The 15,603-nt window shown below is 67.4% G+C and carries 13 protein-coding genes and 3 pseudogenes; 6 read left to right on the top strand and 10 right to left on the bottom strand.

Annotated elements, in window-relative coordinates:
- Window positions 1-119: 119 nt before the first annotated feature.
- Window positions 120-931 (bottom strand): annotated as a pseudogene (locus tag OG574_RS50015) (NADP-dependent oxidoreductase); the annotation flags it as partial.
- 272 nt (window positions 932-1,203) lie between these two features.
- The gene (locus OG574_RS50010; RefSeq protein WP_326779027.1) at window positions 1,204-1,842 is read right to left on the bottom strand and encodes an HD domain-containing protein; all 639 of its coding nucleotides are present in this window, start codon (window positions 1,840-1,842) and stop codon (window positions 1,204-1,206) included.
- A gap of 276 nt (window positions 1,843-2,118) precedes the next feature.
- Between OG574_RS50010 and OG574_RS50005 the strand changes: the two are divergent.
- Window positions 2,119-2,337: pseudogene (locus OG574_RS50005) on the top strand (IS6 family transposase); the annotation flags it as partial.
- Between the two features lie 83 nt (window positions 2,338-2,420).
- Here the strand turns inward: OG574_RS50005 and OG574_RS50000 are convergent.
- Entirely contained in the window at window positions 2,421-3,593 is a 1,173-nt protein-coding gene (locus tag OG574_RS50000) for an RNA-guided endonuclease InsQ/TnpB family protein (RefSeq protein ID WP_326779026.1), read from the bottom strand.
- Between the two features lie 1,712 nt (window positions 3,594-5,305).
- Between OG574_RS50000 and OG574_RS49995 the strand changes: the two genes are divergently transcribed.
- A complete protein-coding gene (locus tag OG574_RS49995) occupies window positions 5,306-5,644 on the top strand; it encodes a MerR family transcriptional regulator (RefSeq protein ID WP_326779025.1) in 339 nt (112 codons plus the stop codon).
- A 271-nt stretch (window positions 5,645-5,915) separates the two neighbouring features.
- On the opposite strand, the pseudogene OG574_RS49990 reads toward OG574_RS49995, so the two are convergent.
- Window positions 5,916-6,662: pseudogene (locus OG574_RS49990) on the bottom strand (transposase); the annotation flags it as partial.
- A 195-nt stretch (window positions 6,663-6,857) separates the two neighbouring features.
- On the opposite strand from OG574_RS49990, the gene OG574_RS49985 reads away from it, so the two are divergent.
- The gene (locus OG574_RS49985; protein WP_326779024.1) at window positions 6,858-7,202 is read left to right on the top strand and encodes a hypothetical protein; all 345 of its coding nucleotides are present in this window, start codon (window positions 6,858-6,860) and stop codon (window positions 7,200-7,202) included.
- 590 nt (window positions 7,203-7,792) lie between these two features.
- On the opposite strand, the gene trhA is transcribed toward OG574_RS49985, so the two are convergent.
- A complete protein-coding gene (gene trhA, locus OG574_RS49980) occupies window positions 7,793-8,575 on the bottom strand; it encodes a PAQR family membrane homeostasis protein TrhA (protein WP_326779460.1) in 783 nt (260 codons plus the stop codon).
- Window positions 8,576-8,984: 409 nt separating this feature from the next.
- On the opposite strand from trhA, the gene OG574_RS49970 reads away from it, so the two are divergent.
- Complete coding sequence (locus tag OG574_RS49970; RefSeq protein WP_116507254.1) at window positions 8,985-9,344, top strand: hypothetical protein; 360 nt, start codon at window positions 8,985-8,987, stop codon at window positions 9,342-9,344.
- 243 nt (window positions 9,345-9,587) lie between these two features.
- Entirely contained in the window at window positions 9,588-10,760 is a 1,173-nt protein-coding gene (locus tag OG574_RS49965) for an RNA-guided endonuclease InsQ/TnpB family protein (protein ID WP_326779023.1), read from the top strand.
- 106 nt (window positions 10,761-10,866) lie between these two features.
- Here OG574_RS49965 and OG574_RS49960 read toward each other — a convergent pair whose 3' ends face one another.
- The 5 genes from OG574_RS49960 to OG574_RS49940 form a co-directional block, all read right to left on the bottom strand.
- Entirely contained in the window at window positions 10,867-11,175 is a 309-nt protein-coding gene (locus OG574_RS49960) for an SCO5918 family protein (protein ID WP_116507125.1), read from the bottom strand.
- 50 nt (window positions 11,176-11,225) lie between these two features.
- Window positions 11,226-11,630, bottom strand: coding sequence for a CBS domain-containing protein (locus OG574_RS49955; RefSeq protein WP_326779022.1), 405 nt, complete (start codon window positions 11,628-11,630; stop codon window positions 11,226-11,228).
- 46 nt (window positions 11,631-11,676) lie between these two features.
- The gene (locus OG574_RS49950) at window positions 11,677-13,170 is read right to left on the bottom strand and encodes a DEAD/DEAH box helicase (protein ID WP_326779021.1); all 1,494 of its coding nucleotides are present in this window, start codon (window positions 13,168-13,170) and stop codon (window positions 11,677-11,679) included.
- A 335-nt stretch (window positions 13,171-13,505) separates the two neighbouring features.
- On the bottom strand, window positions 13,506-13,709 hold the full coding sequence (locus OG574_RS49945) for a cold-shock protein (protein ID WP_023586116.1): 204 nt from the start codon (window positions 13,707-13,709) through the stop codon (window positions 13,506-13,508).
- A gap of 497 nt (window positions 13,710-14,206) precedes the next feature.
- Window positions 14,207-14,473: a hypothetical protein gene (locus tag OG574_RS49940; protein WP_326779020.1), complete on the bottom strand. Its 267-nt coding sequence runs from the start codon at window positions 14,471-14,473 to the stop codon at window positions 14,207-14,209.
- A gap of 303 nt (window positions 14,474-14,776) precedes the next feature.
- Between OG574_RS49940 and OG574_RS49935 the strand changes: the two genes are divergently transcribed.
- Window positions 14,777-15,037, top strand: coding sequence for a DedA family protein (locus tag OG574_RS49935; protein ID WP_326779019.1), 261 nt, complete (start codon window positions 14,777-14,779; stop codon window positions 15,035-15,037).
- Window positions 15,038-15,603 lie beyond the last annotated feature (566 nt).

The raw sequence follows: 15,603 nt of genomic DNA, 5'->3' as shown, positions 1-15,603 counted from the left end.
GTCTGGTCAGACACCCCATGACGTTCGGGGTCTGGTGGCATGGGGGTGTGCGCGGTGCGACCAGGCGGTTGCTTCGTCGCAGTGGGTCCTACGCGGTACGGGAGCCGGTGTCCTGACCCTCACTCCTCGGCGACGCGGATGATCGTGCGGTCGGCGATGCGCCGCTCAGGGGTGAAGGCGGCGGCGGCTTGCCTCGGCCAGCGGCCGAACGGAGCCGACCCGCACCTCGAGCCGTCCTTCCCGGAGTCGCCGGGCGAGGTCGGTGAGGCCTGCGCGGTCGGGTTCCACGACGAAGAAGAGGGCCCGCCCGTCGTCGGGGCGCACGATGGGCCGGTGGGCGATCGTGGCGAGCGTGCCGACGGCGCGCACGAGCGCGGCCGAGCGTTCGAGCACGTCGCCGCCGATCACGTCGAACACCACGTCGACCTTGCCTGCGTCCTCCCGCCGGTCGGCCTGCAGGTCGAGGCACGCGTGCGCGCCCAGGCCGAGGACGGTGTCCCGGTCGGCGGAGCGGCCGTGCCGACGACGCGGGCTCCCGCCTCGCGGGCGAGCTGGACGGCGATCGAGCCGACGCCGCCAGCGGCGCCGTGAATCATCATGGTCTGACCGGTAGTGAGGTGTGCGTGGTCGAACAGACCCTGCCCGCGGTCAGTCCGCAGATCGGCAGCGCGGCTGCCACCGTGTGGTCGACGTCGGCGGAGAGCGGAGCGAGATTGCGGGCTTCCACGGCGACGTACTCGGCGAGCGAGCCACGGCGGTTCCCGACCTCGTCACTCTTCGAGACGTCGCGCTCCAGTCCGTCAGCCCGAAGACGCTGGCCGACGGTGAGACCGGTGGTTCCGTAGCCGAGTTCCGTCACGACGCCCGAGACCTCGTGTCCCGGCACGGTCAGGGTGCGGTCGCGGCTGGCGCGGTCGGACGAGGCTGCGGGCGAGTTGCGACCGGGGACGGCAGGGCCATGGCCACCGCAAGGCCGGGCCGATCCCACGGTCAGGAGGACTGCGACCAGCTGCGTGGCCTGCCACACCGCGTGGTGGGCGGAGCACATGCCGCCCATGCCGCCGGTCAGGAACAACGCGGCGATGTCGAGTCCGCCCGCGGCTCCCTGGGTGTCGTGACGTCGGTGACCACTGAGGGGGTGAGCGCGAGGAGTCCGCGGAGGGACCGAGCGGTTTCATCGGCACGCCTGTGATTGCTGCCGGCTCACTGCGACCAGGGCGCATCGGTGATGCGCTCAATCACGGACGTGCGGTGGAAGCCGGGAACGAAGCGTTCTAGATAGTCCGCATTGATGGTCCCGTACGTGGTGCCCGGACGGCCCTTGAGCCCCTCGACGAACGTTTGCGCGAATTCCTTCTTAAAGTTTCCGCGCGGATGAGCGGCGACGATCTCGTCCACCAGGTCGCCCTCGAGTCCGTCCAGGCCCCAGCCGACCGCGTCGGTCAGAACGCCGTAGTTGGTGGCAGCGATCTCGTGGCCCATCCGGCCGGGAATCCCCGGCGTCGTGTGCAGCGCGATCGCCGTCCAGACCACTTCGGCGGCGCTCTCGGGGAACCCGCGGTCGAGCAGGAACTTGCGCGCGTGGTCGGCGCCGTCGAGCTCGAAACGCTGTTCCTCCTCGGAGAACGGGGTCAGGAGGCCGGCGTCGTGGAACATCGCGGAGATGTAAAGCAGCTCGGGGTCGGGCTGTAGGCCCAACTCGCGCGCGTGCAGGGAGGCGAAGAGAAAGACACGCCGGGAGTGATGGAAGAGCAGGGGCGTGATCGTTTCCCGGAGGTGGCTCGTGGCCTCCGCCACGGCCGAGGTCTCGGGAATTTCTACCCCCGCGATGATGTCGGTCATGCGTCCGCTCTTTCCTATGCGATCTGTTACGAGTGGACTGTGCGTCCGTTGCCCACGGTGCCGGCCATGCGGACTTCGGCACCGCATCGGTCCGGCCGTGAACCACTTAAATCCAGCCACTTCAGGATGGGGCTGCGAGCTCTGACACGCATCGGATAGCGAGGCGCTGTCACGTCGACCGACCGGGTGGGATGATCTTCTGGTTGATCACGCTGGGAGGGGTCGTCCGTGGGGAGCACGTCGCCGTCGTACAGGGGGCACCGGTACCCGGTCGAGGTGATCTCCCACTGCGGGTAGCTGTACTTCCGCTTCCCGCTCAGCTTCCGCGAGGTCGAGGCGCTGATGCTCCAGCGAGGCGTCATCGTCTCCTACGAGACAACCATCCGCCGCTGGTGCGCCAAGTTCGGCCAGGCCTACGCGAACGGACTGCGCCGCCGCCGGCCCCGGCCCGGCGACAAGTGGCACCTGGGCGAGGTGTTCATCAAAGTCAACGGGGAGGTCAACTGCCCGGTCGTGAAACGACCGGGCTTGCTGCTCGAGTCATCACTGGCTGTGATGGGTTCGGCTGCGTCCAGGACTCACGCGATGAGGGTGAGTTCAGGGGCCGTTGACTGAGCCCCGCAGACCCACACCATCCAGCCGCGTTGGCGGATGTTGTGGGACGCGTTGTGGTCCGCGTGCTCAACGAAGCCGCAGACCCGGCACGCGAAGACGGCCTGGGAGGGCCGGTTGTCGCGTTCGGTGTGATGGCACTGGGAGCATTCCTGGCTGGTGTAGGCCGGATCGACGTAGACGACCGGCATTCCGGCCCGCTTCGCTTTGTAGGCGATGAAGGAGCCGAGCTGGGCGAATGGCCAGGAGTGGAGCGTGGTGCGTTGGGGCTTTCTCAGCCGTGCCCGCTCGCGGATGCCCGTGAGTGTCTCCAGGGCGATCCCGCGACCGGTGCGTTCAGCCTCCGCCACGATCCGCTTCGAAATCTTGTGGTTGATGTCCTTGTTCCGCCGGGCTTCCCTGCCCGCGTACTTCTTCGCCCGCCGCTTGGCGGACTTGGTGTTCTTCTTCTGCAGCTTGGACCGCAGCTTGCGATCCCGTTCCCGCTTGCGGTTGATCCGACGCCCGCAGTGGCGCTCGCCGTCGGAGGTGGCGGCGACGTTCACGATCCCCAGATCCACCCCGAGGAACCCGGCCGGATGAGTGTTCAGATCCCCCTCGGCGATCTCGCACGTCGCGATCAGGAACCACTTCCCGTCCTGGCACACCAGGTCGGACTCACCCTTGCGGTGCGCGGCAAGGACCTCCAGCTGCCCGGCCTGCCCGGTGTACGCCACGCCCTTGAGCCGGCCCGCGGTGGTCCAGATGGACACCGTGCGTGCCTGGTGCTGCCAGGACAGCATCCGGTCGTCGTAAGGCCGCGCCGCCTGGGGCCGGAAGACCACCGGCTTGCCCGAGGCGCGGGCGTGCCGCCTGGAACCGGGCCGCCCGTACCGGCCGTTACGCAGGTTCGCCTTCAAGGTGGTGTAGGCATCGCAGGTCTTCTTGATCGCGTGCTGGGCGGCCTGCGCGCCCAGGCCCCACCTGACCCGGATCTCGGCATAGGTGTGCTTGCGGAGCTCCAGCGGACGTCGCGCCTCTTTCTCGAATGCGACGGACGCGGCCCAGGTGGCGGCCTCGTTGCAGGCGTGCAGGGTGGCCTCAAGTGCCGCCGCCTGTACGGGCGTCGGCAGCAGCTTCACCCGCACCACCAGCTTCACGAGCAGCGAACCTATACACCTGGACGAAGACCCACCACACGTTCGCCCCACCTCACCCGAACGAGCGAAACCTGCCCCGGCCCTGACCGCACACACCGCCGTGGCCCGGCTCCGCCGGAACGCCCCGGGCCGCTCCGCGGCCGTGATGGCCTGCGGCACATCACGGCGACGCTCCGCGTCACACCCCGTGGAGGCGATTCCTCCCGGGCGTAAACGCCCGGGAGTTCCTCGCAAGAACCCGCTGAAGTATTTGTGGCGGGCCGTCGACCAGGACGGCAACCTACTCGACAACCTCCCTCGACGTCGTGGGCCAGCAATCGCCAGGCCCGGAGGGACCGTTCTTGTCGCCCCGCCGGAATCGGCGGCATCGGTATCGAACAGTCTCGACACCACCACCTCCGCCGTCTGCGCCCACCTCGCGGAGCTTGGCGAAGGACTTGAGCGGGACCTGTTGTGTGAAGAGATCGTCGAGCGTGGCTGCCCGTCGCGCACCGCATCGCGGGGCGAGTCCCTGACATTCGCGAAAATGTCGAGGACCTGTACCAGGTCGGGGCCGTAGGGCTGCTCAAAGCGGTTTTCGCTGCCTGTGAGCGGGCCTCCCTGTCACCGGGAGGGTCCTACTCGCGCACAAATCCTGGTTCGACTCATAGTTTCCGGCGTCCGGCAGTAGCTTCCCGCCATGCTGGGCCGCCGTTAAAGAGCCCTGAACGGACGCCTGGGCACGCCCCGAACCTGGGGCCCGTACGCCCTCCGCCGTTGCGGCACCTCACCATTTCACCCACAGCCCGCACTGAGGGCCTCATCGATCAGCAGATGAACGGGTGGGTGTGGCGTTGACGCTCATTGTGTGGTCACCCTGGCCTTGGGATTGCCATGCCCGCTCCTTTGACCGCTGCACGGGCCTCGGCAGCCACCCGCCAACCTTCGCAGTGACAGGCGCTGACCTCCGTCCACGTTTGAGGTCGATTACCTCACTGTTGAACACGCGGAAATCTATGTTGACTGAAGTAGACATTGGGTGGTGGTGTGGCTATGGTTTCTCTCGTAGTCGAGATCGAGCAGGGCCTGGCAGAGACGAACTGCCGGTCAGTAGTACATGCAGTTGCAGTTGGCAGGACGGTGCGGTGGCGGAGTTCCGAAGCCAGGGTTGTTGCAGGACGGCGACGGGACTGGCGACCGGACCGGGCGGCTCGCAGTATTCAGGGGCCGCCGTGGCAGTACCCGTAAGTGCAGTTCGCAGTTCCCAGCAGTGAAGTCAGTGAGCGGTACCTCGGTGAAGGCGTCGGCTGCGGGCGCGCGTGCCGGGAGGTTCGGCAGTGGGGTTCTAAGCCAGAGCAGATGCAGGACGGGCGACGGGGCTGGCTGCCGAAGAGTGGCGCTGTTCGAGGCCACGAGTAGTTCGTAGTACCAGCAGTACGCAGTTCCGCAGTTCCCGTTTGGTAAGTAGTTGGTCAAGAGGGAAGAACGGAGGAGTTGAGCGCCATCAGGATCGCCCGGGTGGAGTGTTGAGCCCGGGTACCGCAGGACATCGATAGTGAGGTGGTCTCCGGTCAAGCAACCGCGATCCCCGCATTCCCCGTCCTCTCCCGGGTGGGCGTGCGGACACGGAAGGCCGGCGCAGTACCAGGGCCGGCAGATGGTGTAGCAGTTCCTTCGGGGCCCTGGTGCCATACGGCACCAGGGCCCCTCCCCGCGTTCCACAGAGAGGTGCAATGACAGCAGACGATTCATTCGGCCGTCTCGATGACGACGACTACCCCGCCTACACGATGGGCCGGGCGGCCGAAATGCTCGGCACCACCCAGGGCTTCCTGCGTGCCATCGGCGAAGCCCGCCTGATCACCCCGCTCCGCTCCGAGGGCGGCCACCGCCGCTACTCCCGCTACCAGCTGCGCATCGCCGCCCGCGCGCGTGAGCTCGTCGACCACGGCACCCCGATCGAGGCCGCCTGCCGCATCGTCATCCTCGAAGACCAGCTCGAAGAGGCCCAGCGCATCAACGCCGAATACCGCCGCGCCGCCGAATCAGCGAACCCGACGACCGCGGCCTGAGCAGCTGAGACCTGCAACTCTCCCAGGAGCTTCGCGACTGCGTCCCGCGCATGCTGACCGGGACGCACAACGTTCCGGGCAACTTCACTTTCTACAATCACGCCTACCCGGACGCAGTAGCGCGACGTCAGGCTGCCCAGTCGAGTCCGAGTTCGGCGAGCGCGGCGAGTTTGTCGGCGGTGGGGTTCGTCGTTGAAGAAGCGCGCGTCGTCCATCGGGGACTGTACAGCGAACGGCCCTGTCTCACTTTCGGTGGTGACGAAGGGTGATGTCATCCGAGGAGGATGCGGTGACGGAGGAGGCTGAAGCCCGCCCGGCCGTGCATCTGGCGCGCGATCAGCTTGGTCTTGGTGTTGACGTCCTCGGTCGGTCCGTTGCTGTACGGGAGTGTGAACGCGGCGATCACGGCGTCGAGGTCGCGCTCCAGACCTCGAGTGAAGGCGTCCAGATGCGGCAAACCGGCAGCGTGGACCTGGGTGATCCAGAGCTCGAGCGCGTCGGCATTTCCCGCGGTGTGCTGCAGGAGCGGGGCAAAGTCCCTGATGCAAGCGGCCAGTTCGGTCATCTCGGGGCAGGCAGCGGTGAGCTTGGCCAGGAGGTCGTGCTGCTCGGCCTTGAGGTGGTCGGGCCTGGTGAGGAGCATCTGGGCGAGCCTGCGCGCGCAGATGTGGCTGCGGTCGGCGTCCGCGCGGCCTTGGTTGATGTACTTGTGTAGAAGGTTGAGGCAGCCCGTGAAGCCGAGGGCTTTGATCTCTTCGAAGAGGTGCCCGACGGGGACGCCGGGGTCCTCGGCCCGCCGTTTACGCAGGTGCTCGCGGTAGGGATCGACCAGGCTGGCGCGGTACTTGGGGACGCGGAGCATCCTCTCGGGCCGATCAGCGCGGGCGTAGCGTTTGACGGTGTTCAGAGCCAGTTGAAGGCGGCGGGCGCATTCGAGCAGGCCCACGCCCTGGTTAAGGAGGTCGTGGACCTGGTGCCAGCGCTCCAGAGTGGTCTGTGCACGGTGCCCGTCATACAAGTGGCTTCGTTCATGTTCAGCAGCGGCGTTTGTCGATGAGTTTCAGCAGCGGTTGGTCAGCATTCGAGTCATGGATGTTCACGAGACCTAGCGGCAGTGCCGTGTCGCTGAAGCGATCATCGTGAGGGGACGCTGCGGCAGTTCACGTTGAGTCCCAGGCACTCGCGCCCCGGACGAAGGTGCGATGATCTGTTCGTGGCGACAGATGCCGAGTGGGCTCGGATTCGGAGGGACCTGTGCTTCGGGCAGGTCTTCGAGGGCACCGTGGTGAAAGTTCCCCGGCCCGGTGCGATCGGGATCTTCGTGGACATCGGGCTGAGCGTCGGAGGCTTTGTCGACGTCCTGCTGCTGCCGAACGAGGACGAAGACTGGCCAGCAGAAGGCACGGTTGCCGATTTCGAGATCTGGTGGGCAGACAGCCGCCAACAGATCCGTCTGAAGCCGTCCGACTCTCGGTATCTACGGACCAACTTCGCAGACTTCGTCGAACGCGTTCGTCCCAGTTGGCCATCCGAAGTCGGTCAGCCGGTTCGTGACTAGCCCCGTAGAAGACGGTGTCGCTGTGCTGGACGAGTCCGCTGAAGCATCCGTTGCCGGGGGCGCGTTGCTGGGTCTCTTCGTTAAAGGGGACGCCGAAGAGGTGGGCGGCGGCGGCGCGGTCGGCGGCCTCCCGGAGCCGGATGATGCGCAGGCCGGGCAGGTCGCCGGGCTTGCGCGGGGTGGGGGCGGTTTCGGGTTGGTCCAGGCGGGTGCCGGGTGCGCGGACGGCGCAGGCGGGGGCTCGGGCGGCTCTTCCAGATGCTCTTGGTCCCCGAACGTCAGGAGACGTGCTGAAGGCAGCCCGTCGTCGGGGCAGCCTCACCAAGAGAAGCCGGGCGCTCAAAGCCGTGCACGACATGCTCCAGGCGGGCGAGACCGTCGCCCGCGGTGTCGGCCAGAACGCTGAGCACGGCGCTGACGTCCCACCCAGGTCGCGGTCTTCTCGCTGGCGCCCTCTGTCGCCCGGATGAACCGCTCGGGCGGGGCGGCCAGCTCGCTGTGTACGTCGCCCGCTGTCGGTGTACACCCGGCTGCTCCGGTAGCCAGCTTCGGCCGGCCCTGGCCGCCGCCGCAGGCGCAGCCCGAGCAGGTCAGTAGGTGGCCAGGGAGATGGCGGTGTAGTGCGCGGTGAAAGCCGCCACGGTCAGCGCGTGGAACACCTCGTGGAAGCCGAACCAGCGGGGAGAGGGGTCGGGCCGCTGGAGGGCGTAGACCACCGCGCCCGCGCTGTAGAGGAGACCGCCGGCCACGATGAGGACGAGTACGGCTACTCCGCCGGTGTGCAGGAAGTCGGGCAGGTAGCTCACTGGCGCCCACCCCAAGGCCAGGTAACACGGGGTGTACAGCCAGCGCGGAGCTGCGACCCATAGGACCCGGAACGCGATGCCGGCCAATGCGCCCGCCCACACGATCCACAACAGAAGGGATCGCTGGTCCGGCGGGAGGAGGAGCACGGCCAGGGGGGTGCAGGTGCCGGCGATGATCAGGAAGATGTTGGCATGGTCGAGACGTCGCAGGAGAGCCTCGCCGAGCGGCCCCCAGGTGCCGCGGTGGTAGGTGGCGCTCGTTGCGAACAGCAGCCAGGCGGTGGCTGAATACACGGCGCAGGCCAGGACCGCCTGCGGAGTCGGGGCCAGGCAGATGAGTACGACGCCTGCGATCAGTGCGGCAGGGACCATTCCGGCATGGAGCCAGCCACGCAATCTCGGCTTGATCGGTTCGGCCAGGTCGGCCGCCTGCTCCACCAGAGCAGCAGCCGAGGGCGTCTTCCCCCCTGCGCCACCTGGTGATCCGCAGGGCAGCCGCTCTTCACGGCGTTCTTCACGCGCTGAGGCGACGTGACTGCATTCGACTTCAGCGGCGTCGCGGGACACGGCTTCCCGTCCTTGCCCGGTCTCTCGGGCGTTACTGGCAACCATGTGATCATGCTAGGAGACCTACCTCGACAGCGTCATGGGAGGTCGGTCAGCGGACACCGTGGACTTGGTCGTGTCCGAGCTCGTCACCAACGCCCATGCGCCACGGCGGGGGGCCGCTGCACATGGGAACTGACTGCACACCCCGACACCATCGAGGTGGCCGTCCACGACCCCAGTCGGCATGCGCAAGCGCACCCCGACCTGAACGGCGGCACCACCGCGGTGGAGCGGGCGAGGCGGTCGACCATGGGGCAGCCGAAGCTTCGTCACTCGCCGTGCCTCAGGCGGTAAGACCGTGAGCGCCCGTCGTTCCCTGTAGCGCCGCCGCTCAATCAGCTGGATGACGTTGAATATAATCTGCCCCATGTCGAAGCCTGACGAGCTGCTCGTTGACGTCGCTGCCCTGGTGGAATCCGGGCAGAGCAACCAGATGTCCCTGACCGTGGTCACCGGTGGTGCTGTCATCACCGGTCGGCTGGCTCCCGAAGCAGTTTGGAGGCAGAGGGTGTCGGAGGTGCTGTCGGACTCGGACCGCTTGGGAGAGTTCTCCTCCGTCTTCGACACCCCCGCGAAGAAGGACGGGCCGCCTACGCATCTGCACTTCCATGTCGCCCGGATCCTGCAGGGCACGGTGGGGATTCCCGAGACAGGCGGGATGTACCGCGTGGCGATCGAGGACATCAGCACCTGGACCGTGGGCGACTTCAGCTATTCCGACCACTGAGCAATCACTGCGGCAGGAACCCTGGGCGTTTACGCCCGGGAGGAATCGCATCCACGGGGTGTGACGCGGAGCGTCGCCGTGACGTGCCGCAGGCCATCACGGCCGCGGAGCGGCCGGGAGGCGTTCCGGCGGGGCCGGGCTACGGCGGTGTGCGCGGGCAGGGCCGGGGTGGGTGTCGCTCGTTCGGGTGAGGTGGGGCGAACGTGTGGTGGGTCTTCGTCCGGGTGTATAGGTTCGCTGATCGTGAAGCTGGTGGTGCGGGTGAAGCTGCTGCCGACGCCCGTACAGGCGGCGGCACTTGAGGCGACCCTGCACGCCTGCAATCAAGCGGCGACCTGGGCGGCCGGGGTTGCTTTCGAGGAGAACGCGCGACGTCCGCTGGAGTTGCGCAAGCACACCTATGCCGAGGTCCGGGCCAGGTGGGGCCTGGGCGCGCAGGCCGCCCAGCACGCCATCAAGAAGACCTGCGACGCCTACACCACCTTGAAGGCGAACCTACGTAACGGCCGCTACGGACGGCCCGGGACCAAGCGGCACGCCCGCGCCTCGGGCAAGCCGGTGGTCTTCCGGCCCCAGGCGGCGCAGCCTTACGACGACCGGATGCTGTCCTGGCAGCACCAGGCACGCACGGTATCGATCTGGACCACCGCAGGCCGGCTGAAGAACGTGGCCTTCACGGGGCAGGCCGGGCAGCTGGAGGTCCTTGCCGCGCACCGCAAGGGTGAGTCCGACCTGGTGTGCCAGGGCGGGAAATGGTTCTTGATCGCGACCTGCGAGATCCCCGAGGGGGATCTGAACACTCATCCGGTCGGCTTTGTCGGGGTGGATCTGGGGATCGTGAACATCGCGGCCACCTCCGACGGGGCACGGCACTGCGGCAGGCGGATCAACCGCAAACGGGAACAGGACCGCAAGCTGCGGTCCAAGCTGCAGAAGAAGCAGACCAAGTCCGCCAAGCGGCGGGCGAAGAAGTACGCGGGCAGGGAAGCCCGGCGGAACAAGGACATCAACCACAAGATTTCGAAGCGGATCGTGGCGGAGGCTGAACGCACCGGTCGCGGGATCGCCCTGGAGACACTCACGGGCATCCGCGAGCGGGCACGGCTGAGAAAGCCCCAACGCACCACGCTCCACTCCTGGCCATTCGCCCAGCTCGGCTCCTTCATCGCCTACAAGGCGAAGCGGGCCGGGGTGCCGGTCGTCTATGTCGATCCGGCCTACACCAGCCAGGAATGCTCCCAGTGCCATCACACCGCACGCGACAACCGGCCCTCCCAGGCCGTCTTCGCGTGCCGGGTCTGCGGCTTCGTTGAGCACGCGGACCACAACGCGTCCCACAACATCCGCCAACGCGGCTGGATGGTGTGGGTCTGCGGGGCTCAGTCAACGGCCCCTGAACTCACCCTCATCGCGTGAGTCCTGGACGCAGCCGAACCCATCACAGCCAGTGATGACTCGAGCAGCAAGCCCGGTCGTTTCACGACCGGGCAGTTGACGTGTTGGCTCGTGCCTGTTACCTCGGTCAGACGGAGACGGGGGTGCCGAGCATCGCGGAAGCTCGCTGGAGCGAGCTGAGGATGCGTACGGGTGCGGCCGTGGGGAGGCTACGGCAGGTGAAGCCGAGCTGAGTCATGGCCCGGAGGACTTCGGTGGCGCTGAAGTCACGTCGGTCCTGGCGGGTGATGACCTGGCCGACTTGTTTGACGGGGTAGTGGCGGCGGCCGATGATCACGGATTCGCCGGTGCCCGGTTCGGGCTTGACGCCCTTCATCGATTCCAGCACGCCGCTCTTGGTGAGCTCGAAGGGGAAGCGGGCGATGACGCAGCGCATGTGGCCTCACAAGGAGAAGGGGAGAACGGTCCGACCAGGGGTGAGGCGGGTCAGCGGGAGAGGGCGAGGGCGCCCAGGGCGCTGCCTTGCCCGTCGATGACCGGCAGTGCGCCGAGCCGGCGGGAGCGCAGCACGTGCTCGGATTCGGAGCCAGTGGCCTCGGGCGAGGTGAACGACCTGTGATCGCCGGTGATGTCGCGCAGGCGGACGCGGTCCGTGTAAGCGGAGCTGTCGCGGACGGCGGTGAGTTCGGTCTGGGTGACCAGGCCGGTGCGCTGGCCGTCCTGGTCGCAGACGGCCAGTCGGCCCGTGTGGGCTGCGGCCATAACAGCCAGCGCCACCTCTACGCTCATGTCGTCACAGACCTGCGGTCCGGCCGCGTCCCTGGCCTCAACCGTCTTGCTGTGCACGGGGTTGGTGCTCGCCGGGCGGGGCTGCATCTGAACCAGCGTCAAAAGGTGCCTCCTGCAGAGATGGGTCAGCTTCCTGATCACGAAAGTTCTAGGCCGCCGCATCGAGAGCGGTTTGGCGTACGGGCGCGCGGCGGGTTGTCGAAGCGGGGCGGCGTCGGCCCCGGGAGGAGGCGCTGCGCTTGGGGCGTTCGGCCACCGGTGCGGTGATGACGACCGGGATGCCGGACGGGGTCTGAGCTCCCGTGATCCGGCTCAGGGCCTCGTCGCCCGAGTGGATCTGGGTGGTTTGCGGCCGGATTCCGGCGTCCGACATGAGGCGGACCATGCCGCGGCGCTGGTGCGGTGTGACGAGGGTGACGACACTGCCGGACTCGCCGGCGCGGGCGGTTCGTCCGCCGCGGTGGAGGTAGTCCTTGTGGTCGGTCGGCGGGTCGACGTTGACGACGAGGTCGAGGTTGTCGACGTGGATGCCGCGCGCCGCGACGTTGGTCGCTACCAGCACGCTGACGTGGCCAGTCTTGAACTGCGCAAGGGTGCGGGTTCGCTGTGGCTGTGACTTGCCGCCGTGCAGCGCGGCGGCCCGTACCCCGCTGTTGAGCAGGTCTTGGGTGAGCCGGTCGACGGCGTGCTTGGTGTCCAGGAACATGATCACGCGGCCGTCGCGGGCGGCGATCTCGGTCGTGGCGGCGTGCTTGTCGGCGCCGTGGACGTGCAGGACGTGGTGCTCCATCGTCGTCACCGCACCGGCCGACGGGTCGACCGAATGCACGACGGGGTCGGTCAGATAGCGGCGCACCAGCAGGTCGACGTTGCGGTCCAAGGTGGCGGAGAACAGCATCCGCTGCCCCTCCGGACGCACCTGGTCGAGCAGCGCGGTGACCTGCGGCATGAAACCCATGTCGGCCATCTGGTCGGCCTCGTCCAGGACGGTGATGCCCACCTGGTTCAGCCGGCAGTCGCCACGGTCGATGAGGTCCTTGAGCCGGCCCGGGGTCGCGACGACCACCTCAGTGCCACTTCGCAGCGCGCCGGCCTGCTTGCCGATCGACATCCCGCCCACCACCGTGGCCAGCCGCAGCTTGACGGAGCGAGCGTACGGAGTGAGCGCGTCGGTCACCTGCTGGGCCAGCTCACGCGTGGGTACGAGGATCAGTGCCAGCGGCTGGCGGGGCTCGGCTCGCCGTCCGGCGGTGCGGGCGAGGAGAGCGAGGCCGAAGGCGAGGGTCTTGCCGGAACCGGTGCGCCCACGACCCAGGACGTCCCGGCCCGCCAGGGAGTTCGGCAGCGTCGCGCCCTGGATCGGGAACGGCGCGGTCACGCCCTGCCTGCCGAGTTCGGCGAGCAGCTGGGCGGGCATGCCCAGATCCTCGAAGCCTTCAACAGCGGGCAGCGCGGGGGTGATTGTCCTGGGGAGCGCGAACTCGCCTTGCACTGCGGCCGGCCGGCGGCCGTAGCCGCCGGAACGGGCCGGGCCGCCGGAACGGCGCGGTGCCTGCGAGCCGAAGCGGCTGCCGCCCCTGGTGGCGTCAGTAGTGCCGCTACGGGTGCGGGTGGAACGGTCGTTGGTGCGTGTGCGGTTCATGCGGAACCTTCCTCGATGTGGCACATATCAAGGAATCCCCGCAGCGATGAGCGGCATCGAGAATTACAAGTATGGACCGATGTCAAAGCAAATCCGGGCCGTCGGTAATCCGCGCGGGCGAAAATGCTGAAATAGGCGACGCAGTGGGGACGTAAAATCCGGGCGCCGAGGTGCGGTGTAGCTCTTCAGGATGCGCCTGCATTCCTGAAGGAGGAGCTGCGCGAGATTGCGGACTCCTCCGAGCCGTCCCGCAGGCGAAACCACTGCCAGAAATGCGTGTAGCTGGGGCCCGCACCCCTAAGGATGCGGGCCCCAGCTACAAGTGTGCGTCAGCGTCAGGCCGGAACGATGTTCTCGGCCGTCGGGCCCTTCTGGCCCTGCGCGATGTCGAAGGTCACCTTCTGGCCTTCGAGCAGCTCACGGAAGCCCTGGGCGGCGATGTTCGAGTAGTGGGCGAACACGTCAGCGCCGCCACCGTCCTGCTCGATGAAGCCGAAGCCCTTTTCCGCGTTGAACCACTTCACGGTACCAGCAGCCATGTCATATCTCCTTTGGGGCAGTACATCGGAATCCACACTGCGCGGACACCGTGTCGCCGCGATGATTACCCCGCCCGGAAAATGACCGGAAATACAAAAGTGCTCCCACCGGCAGGAGCCGAGTGAGGACACTTGAAGTTTTGGGAACCACAACTGCAACTGAGATCGACAGTAGCACGCCGCAACGGCCGTCGTGCGTTGAATAATTCCACTCTGCCCATTGCGGCAAAAACTCTCACCGCGTGGTCCGTCAAACTCTGACCTCGCCGGCGCAGATATTGCCTGGAGTCGCTGCGGATCCCGGCGGTTGGCCACAGACGCAGCCTCACTGCCGTTGTTGTGCCGCCATTTCCAGCCGCTTGTTATCCGCACGGAGCGTGGCCCTGGGGCTCTGCTGCACCGCGTGCCGTATGGGAGGTACGGACTGCGCCGCGCGCGGGGCCCCGAGCGCCGAACCGCGAACGAGAGCCACGGTGGCCGCAGCATGCGATGAAGCCCTACGTCCTCGTACGTCCGGTGTCGGCGAGCGCGCCGAGCAGCAGATCGGCGGCCTCATGCAGGAGCACCACGGCCTCATCAACGCGCCGTAGCGCCCGGCCGACTTGCTCAAGGTTCACGCCAGTCTTGCGAGCGGTCCGCGTCGCCGTCGTCGTGAGCGAATGCAACTCCAGCAGGAGACCGTCGATGGCCTGACGAGCCGCAGCAGGGTCACTCTCGATCAGATGGCGCAGTTGCGCCGAGAGCGGCGCAGCGGTGTCGGTCATGACCGGCAAACGACGCAAAGCCCGTCCAGACACCCCACCACACAAGCTACGAGGCGTCCTCGTTACAAGCCCTCTTCGCCCGGCCGTGACCGCCGTCCAATGCGGCTGCCTGCTCCACATCACAGTCACCACTGCGTGCCGGGTTGACCCCGCCAGGACCTCGACGACGACCAGGCCGCGCCGTGGTGTAGGAGTCGCCACCGGCGGTTTGAGTGCGACGGGGCGGACCGGAGTCGGCGAGCAGCGTCCCTGGGCCGGCCCTGAAGCGGTCTTCCTGGGCCGCTTCATCGCCTTCTTCGCACTATGATGCCGACGCTCGCCGATATCTCCCACATGGACTACCGCCGCTTCCTCCTCTTCAACGCCCTCGGCGGCCTGGTCTGGGGAGTCGGCTTCACCCTGCTGGGCTACTTCGCAGGCTCCGCCTACCAGCGGGTCGAGGCGGTTGCCGGCCGCGTCGTTGCCATCGCCGTCGCAGTGATCGTGGTGGGCGGGCTCATCGTGTGGCGCGTTCGGCGCCGCGGCCAGGCGGACAGTCCAGATCCGAAGAACCGGGCCGGCTGACACTCCAGGTCGGCCTCGCGGCCTTCTGGATCCGCGATGCCGGACCCTGGCTGCCCGGTTGTTTGCGCCCCAGTCTGCGGTCCCTAGTCGACACTCGGCGATGGCAGCCCTTGAGTCTGCCCGTCACTGTTCGAGGCTGATTACCTCACCGTCGAACACGCGGAAATCTATGTTGGCCGGAGTAGACATTGAGTGGCGGTGTGGTTATGGTTTCTCTCGTAGCCAGAAGTCGGCAGGGCCCGGCAGAGACGAACTGCCAGGCAGTGGTGCAGAAGTTGCAGTGCGTAGGACGGTGCGGTGGTGGAGTTCCGAAGCCAGAGCGGTTGCAGGACGGCGACGGGGCTGACGACCGGACCGGGTGGCTCGCAGTGATCAGGGGCCGCCGTCGGCGGGACCGCGGTCAAGTGACGGTACCCGTCAGTGCAGTTCGCAGTACCCAGCAGTGAAATTGTGAGCAGTACCTCGGTGAAGGCGTCGGCTGCGGGCGCGCGCACCGGGAGGTTCGGCAGTGGGGTTCTAAGCCAGAGCAGACGCAGGATGGGCGACGGGGCTGGCTGCCGAAAAGG

Source organism: Streptomyces sp. NBC_01445 (genome assembly GCF_035918235.1).
GTDB lineage: Bacteria > Actinomycetota > Actinomycetes > Streptomycetales > Streptomycetaceae > Streptomyces.
The sequence above is the reverse complement of the archived record's forward strand: the minus strand, read 5'-3'. Positions and strand labels throughout refer to the sequence as shown.

Bases quoted from the DNA above. Each gene is read 5' to 3' on its own strand.
- OG574_RS50010 (WP_326779027.1), bottom strand. From the start codon at position 1,842: ATGACCGACATCATCGCGGGGGTAGAAATTCCCGAGACCTCGGCCGTG.
- OG574_RS49995 (WP_326779025.1), top strand. From the start codon at position 5,306: ATGACAGCAGACGATTCATTCGGCCGTCTCGATGACGACGACTACCCC.
- OG574_RS49945 (WP_023586116.1), bottom strand. From the start codon at position 13,709: ATGGCTGCTGGTACCGTGAAGTGGTTCAACGCGGAAAAGGGCTTCGGC.
- OG574_RS49970 (WP_116507254.1), top strand. From the start codon at position 8,985: ATGTCGAAGCCTGACGAGCTGCTCGTTGACGTCGCTGCCCTGGTGGAA.
- OG574_RS49935 (WP_326779019.1), top strand. From the start codon at position 14,777: ATGATGCCGACGCTCGCCGATATCTCCCACATGGACTACCGCCGCTTC.
- OG574_RS49960 (WP_116507125.1), bottom strand. From the start codon at position 11,175: ATGCGCTGCGTCATCGCCCGCTTCCCCTTCGAGCTCACCAAGAGCGGC.
- OG574_RS49940 (WP_326779020.1), bottom strand. From the start codon at position 14,473: ATGACCGACACCGCTGCGCCGCTCTCGGCGCAACTGCGCCATCTGATC.
- OG574_RS49950 (WP_326779021.1), bottom strand. From the start codon at position 13,170: ATGAACCGCACACGCACCAACGACCGTTCCACCCGCACCCGTAGCGGC.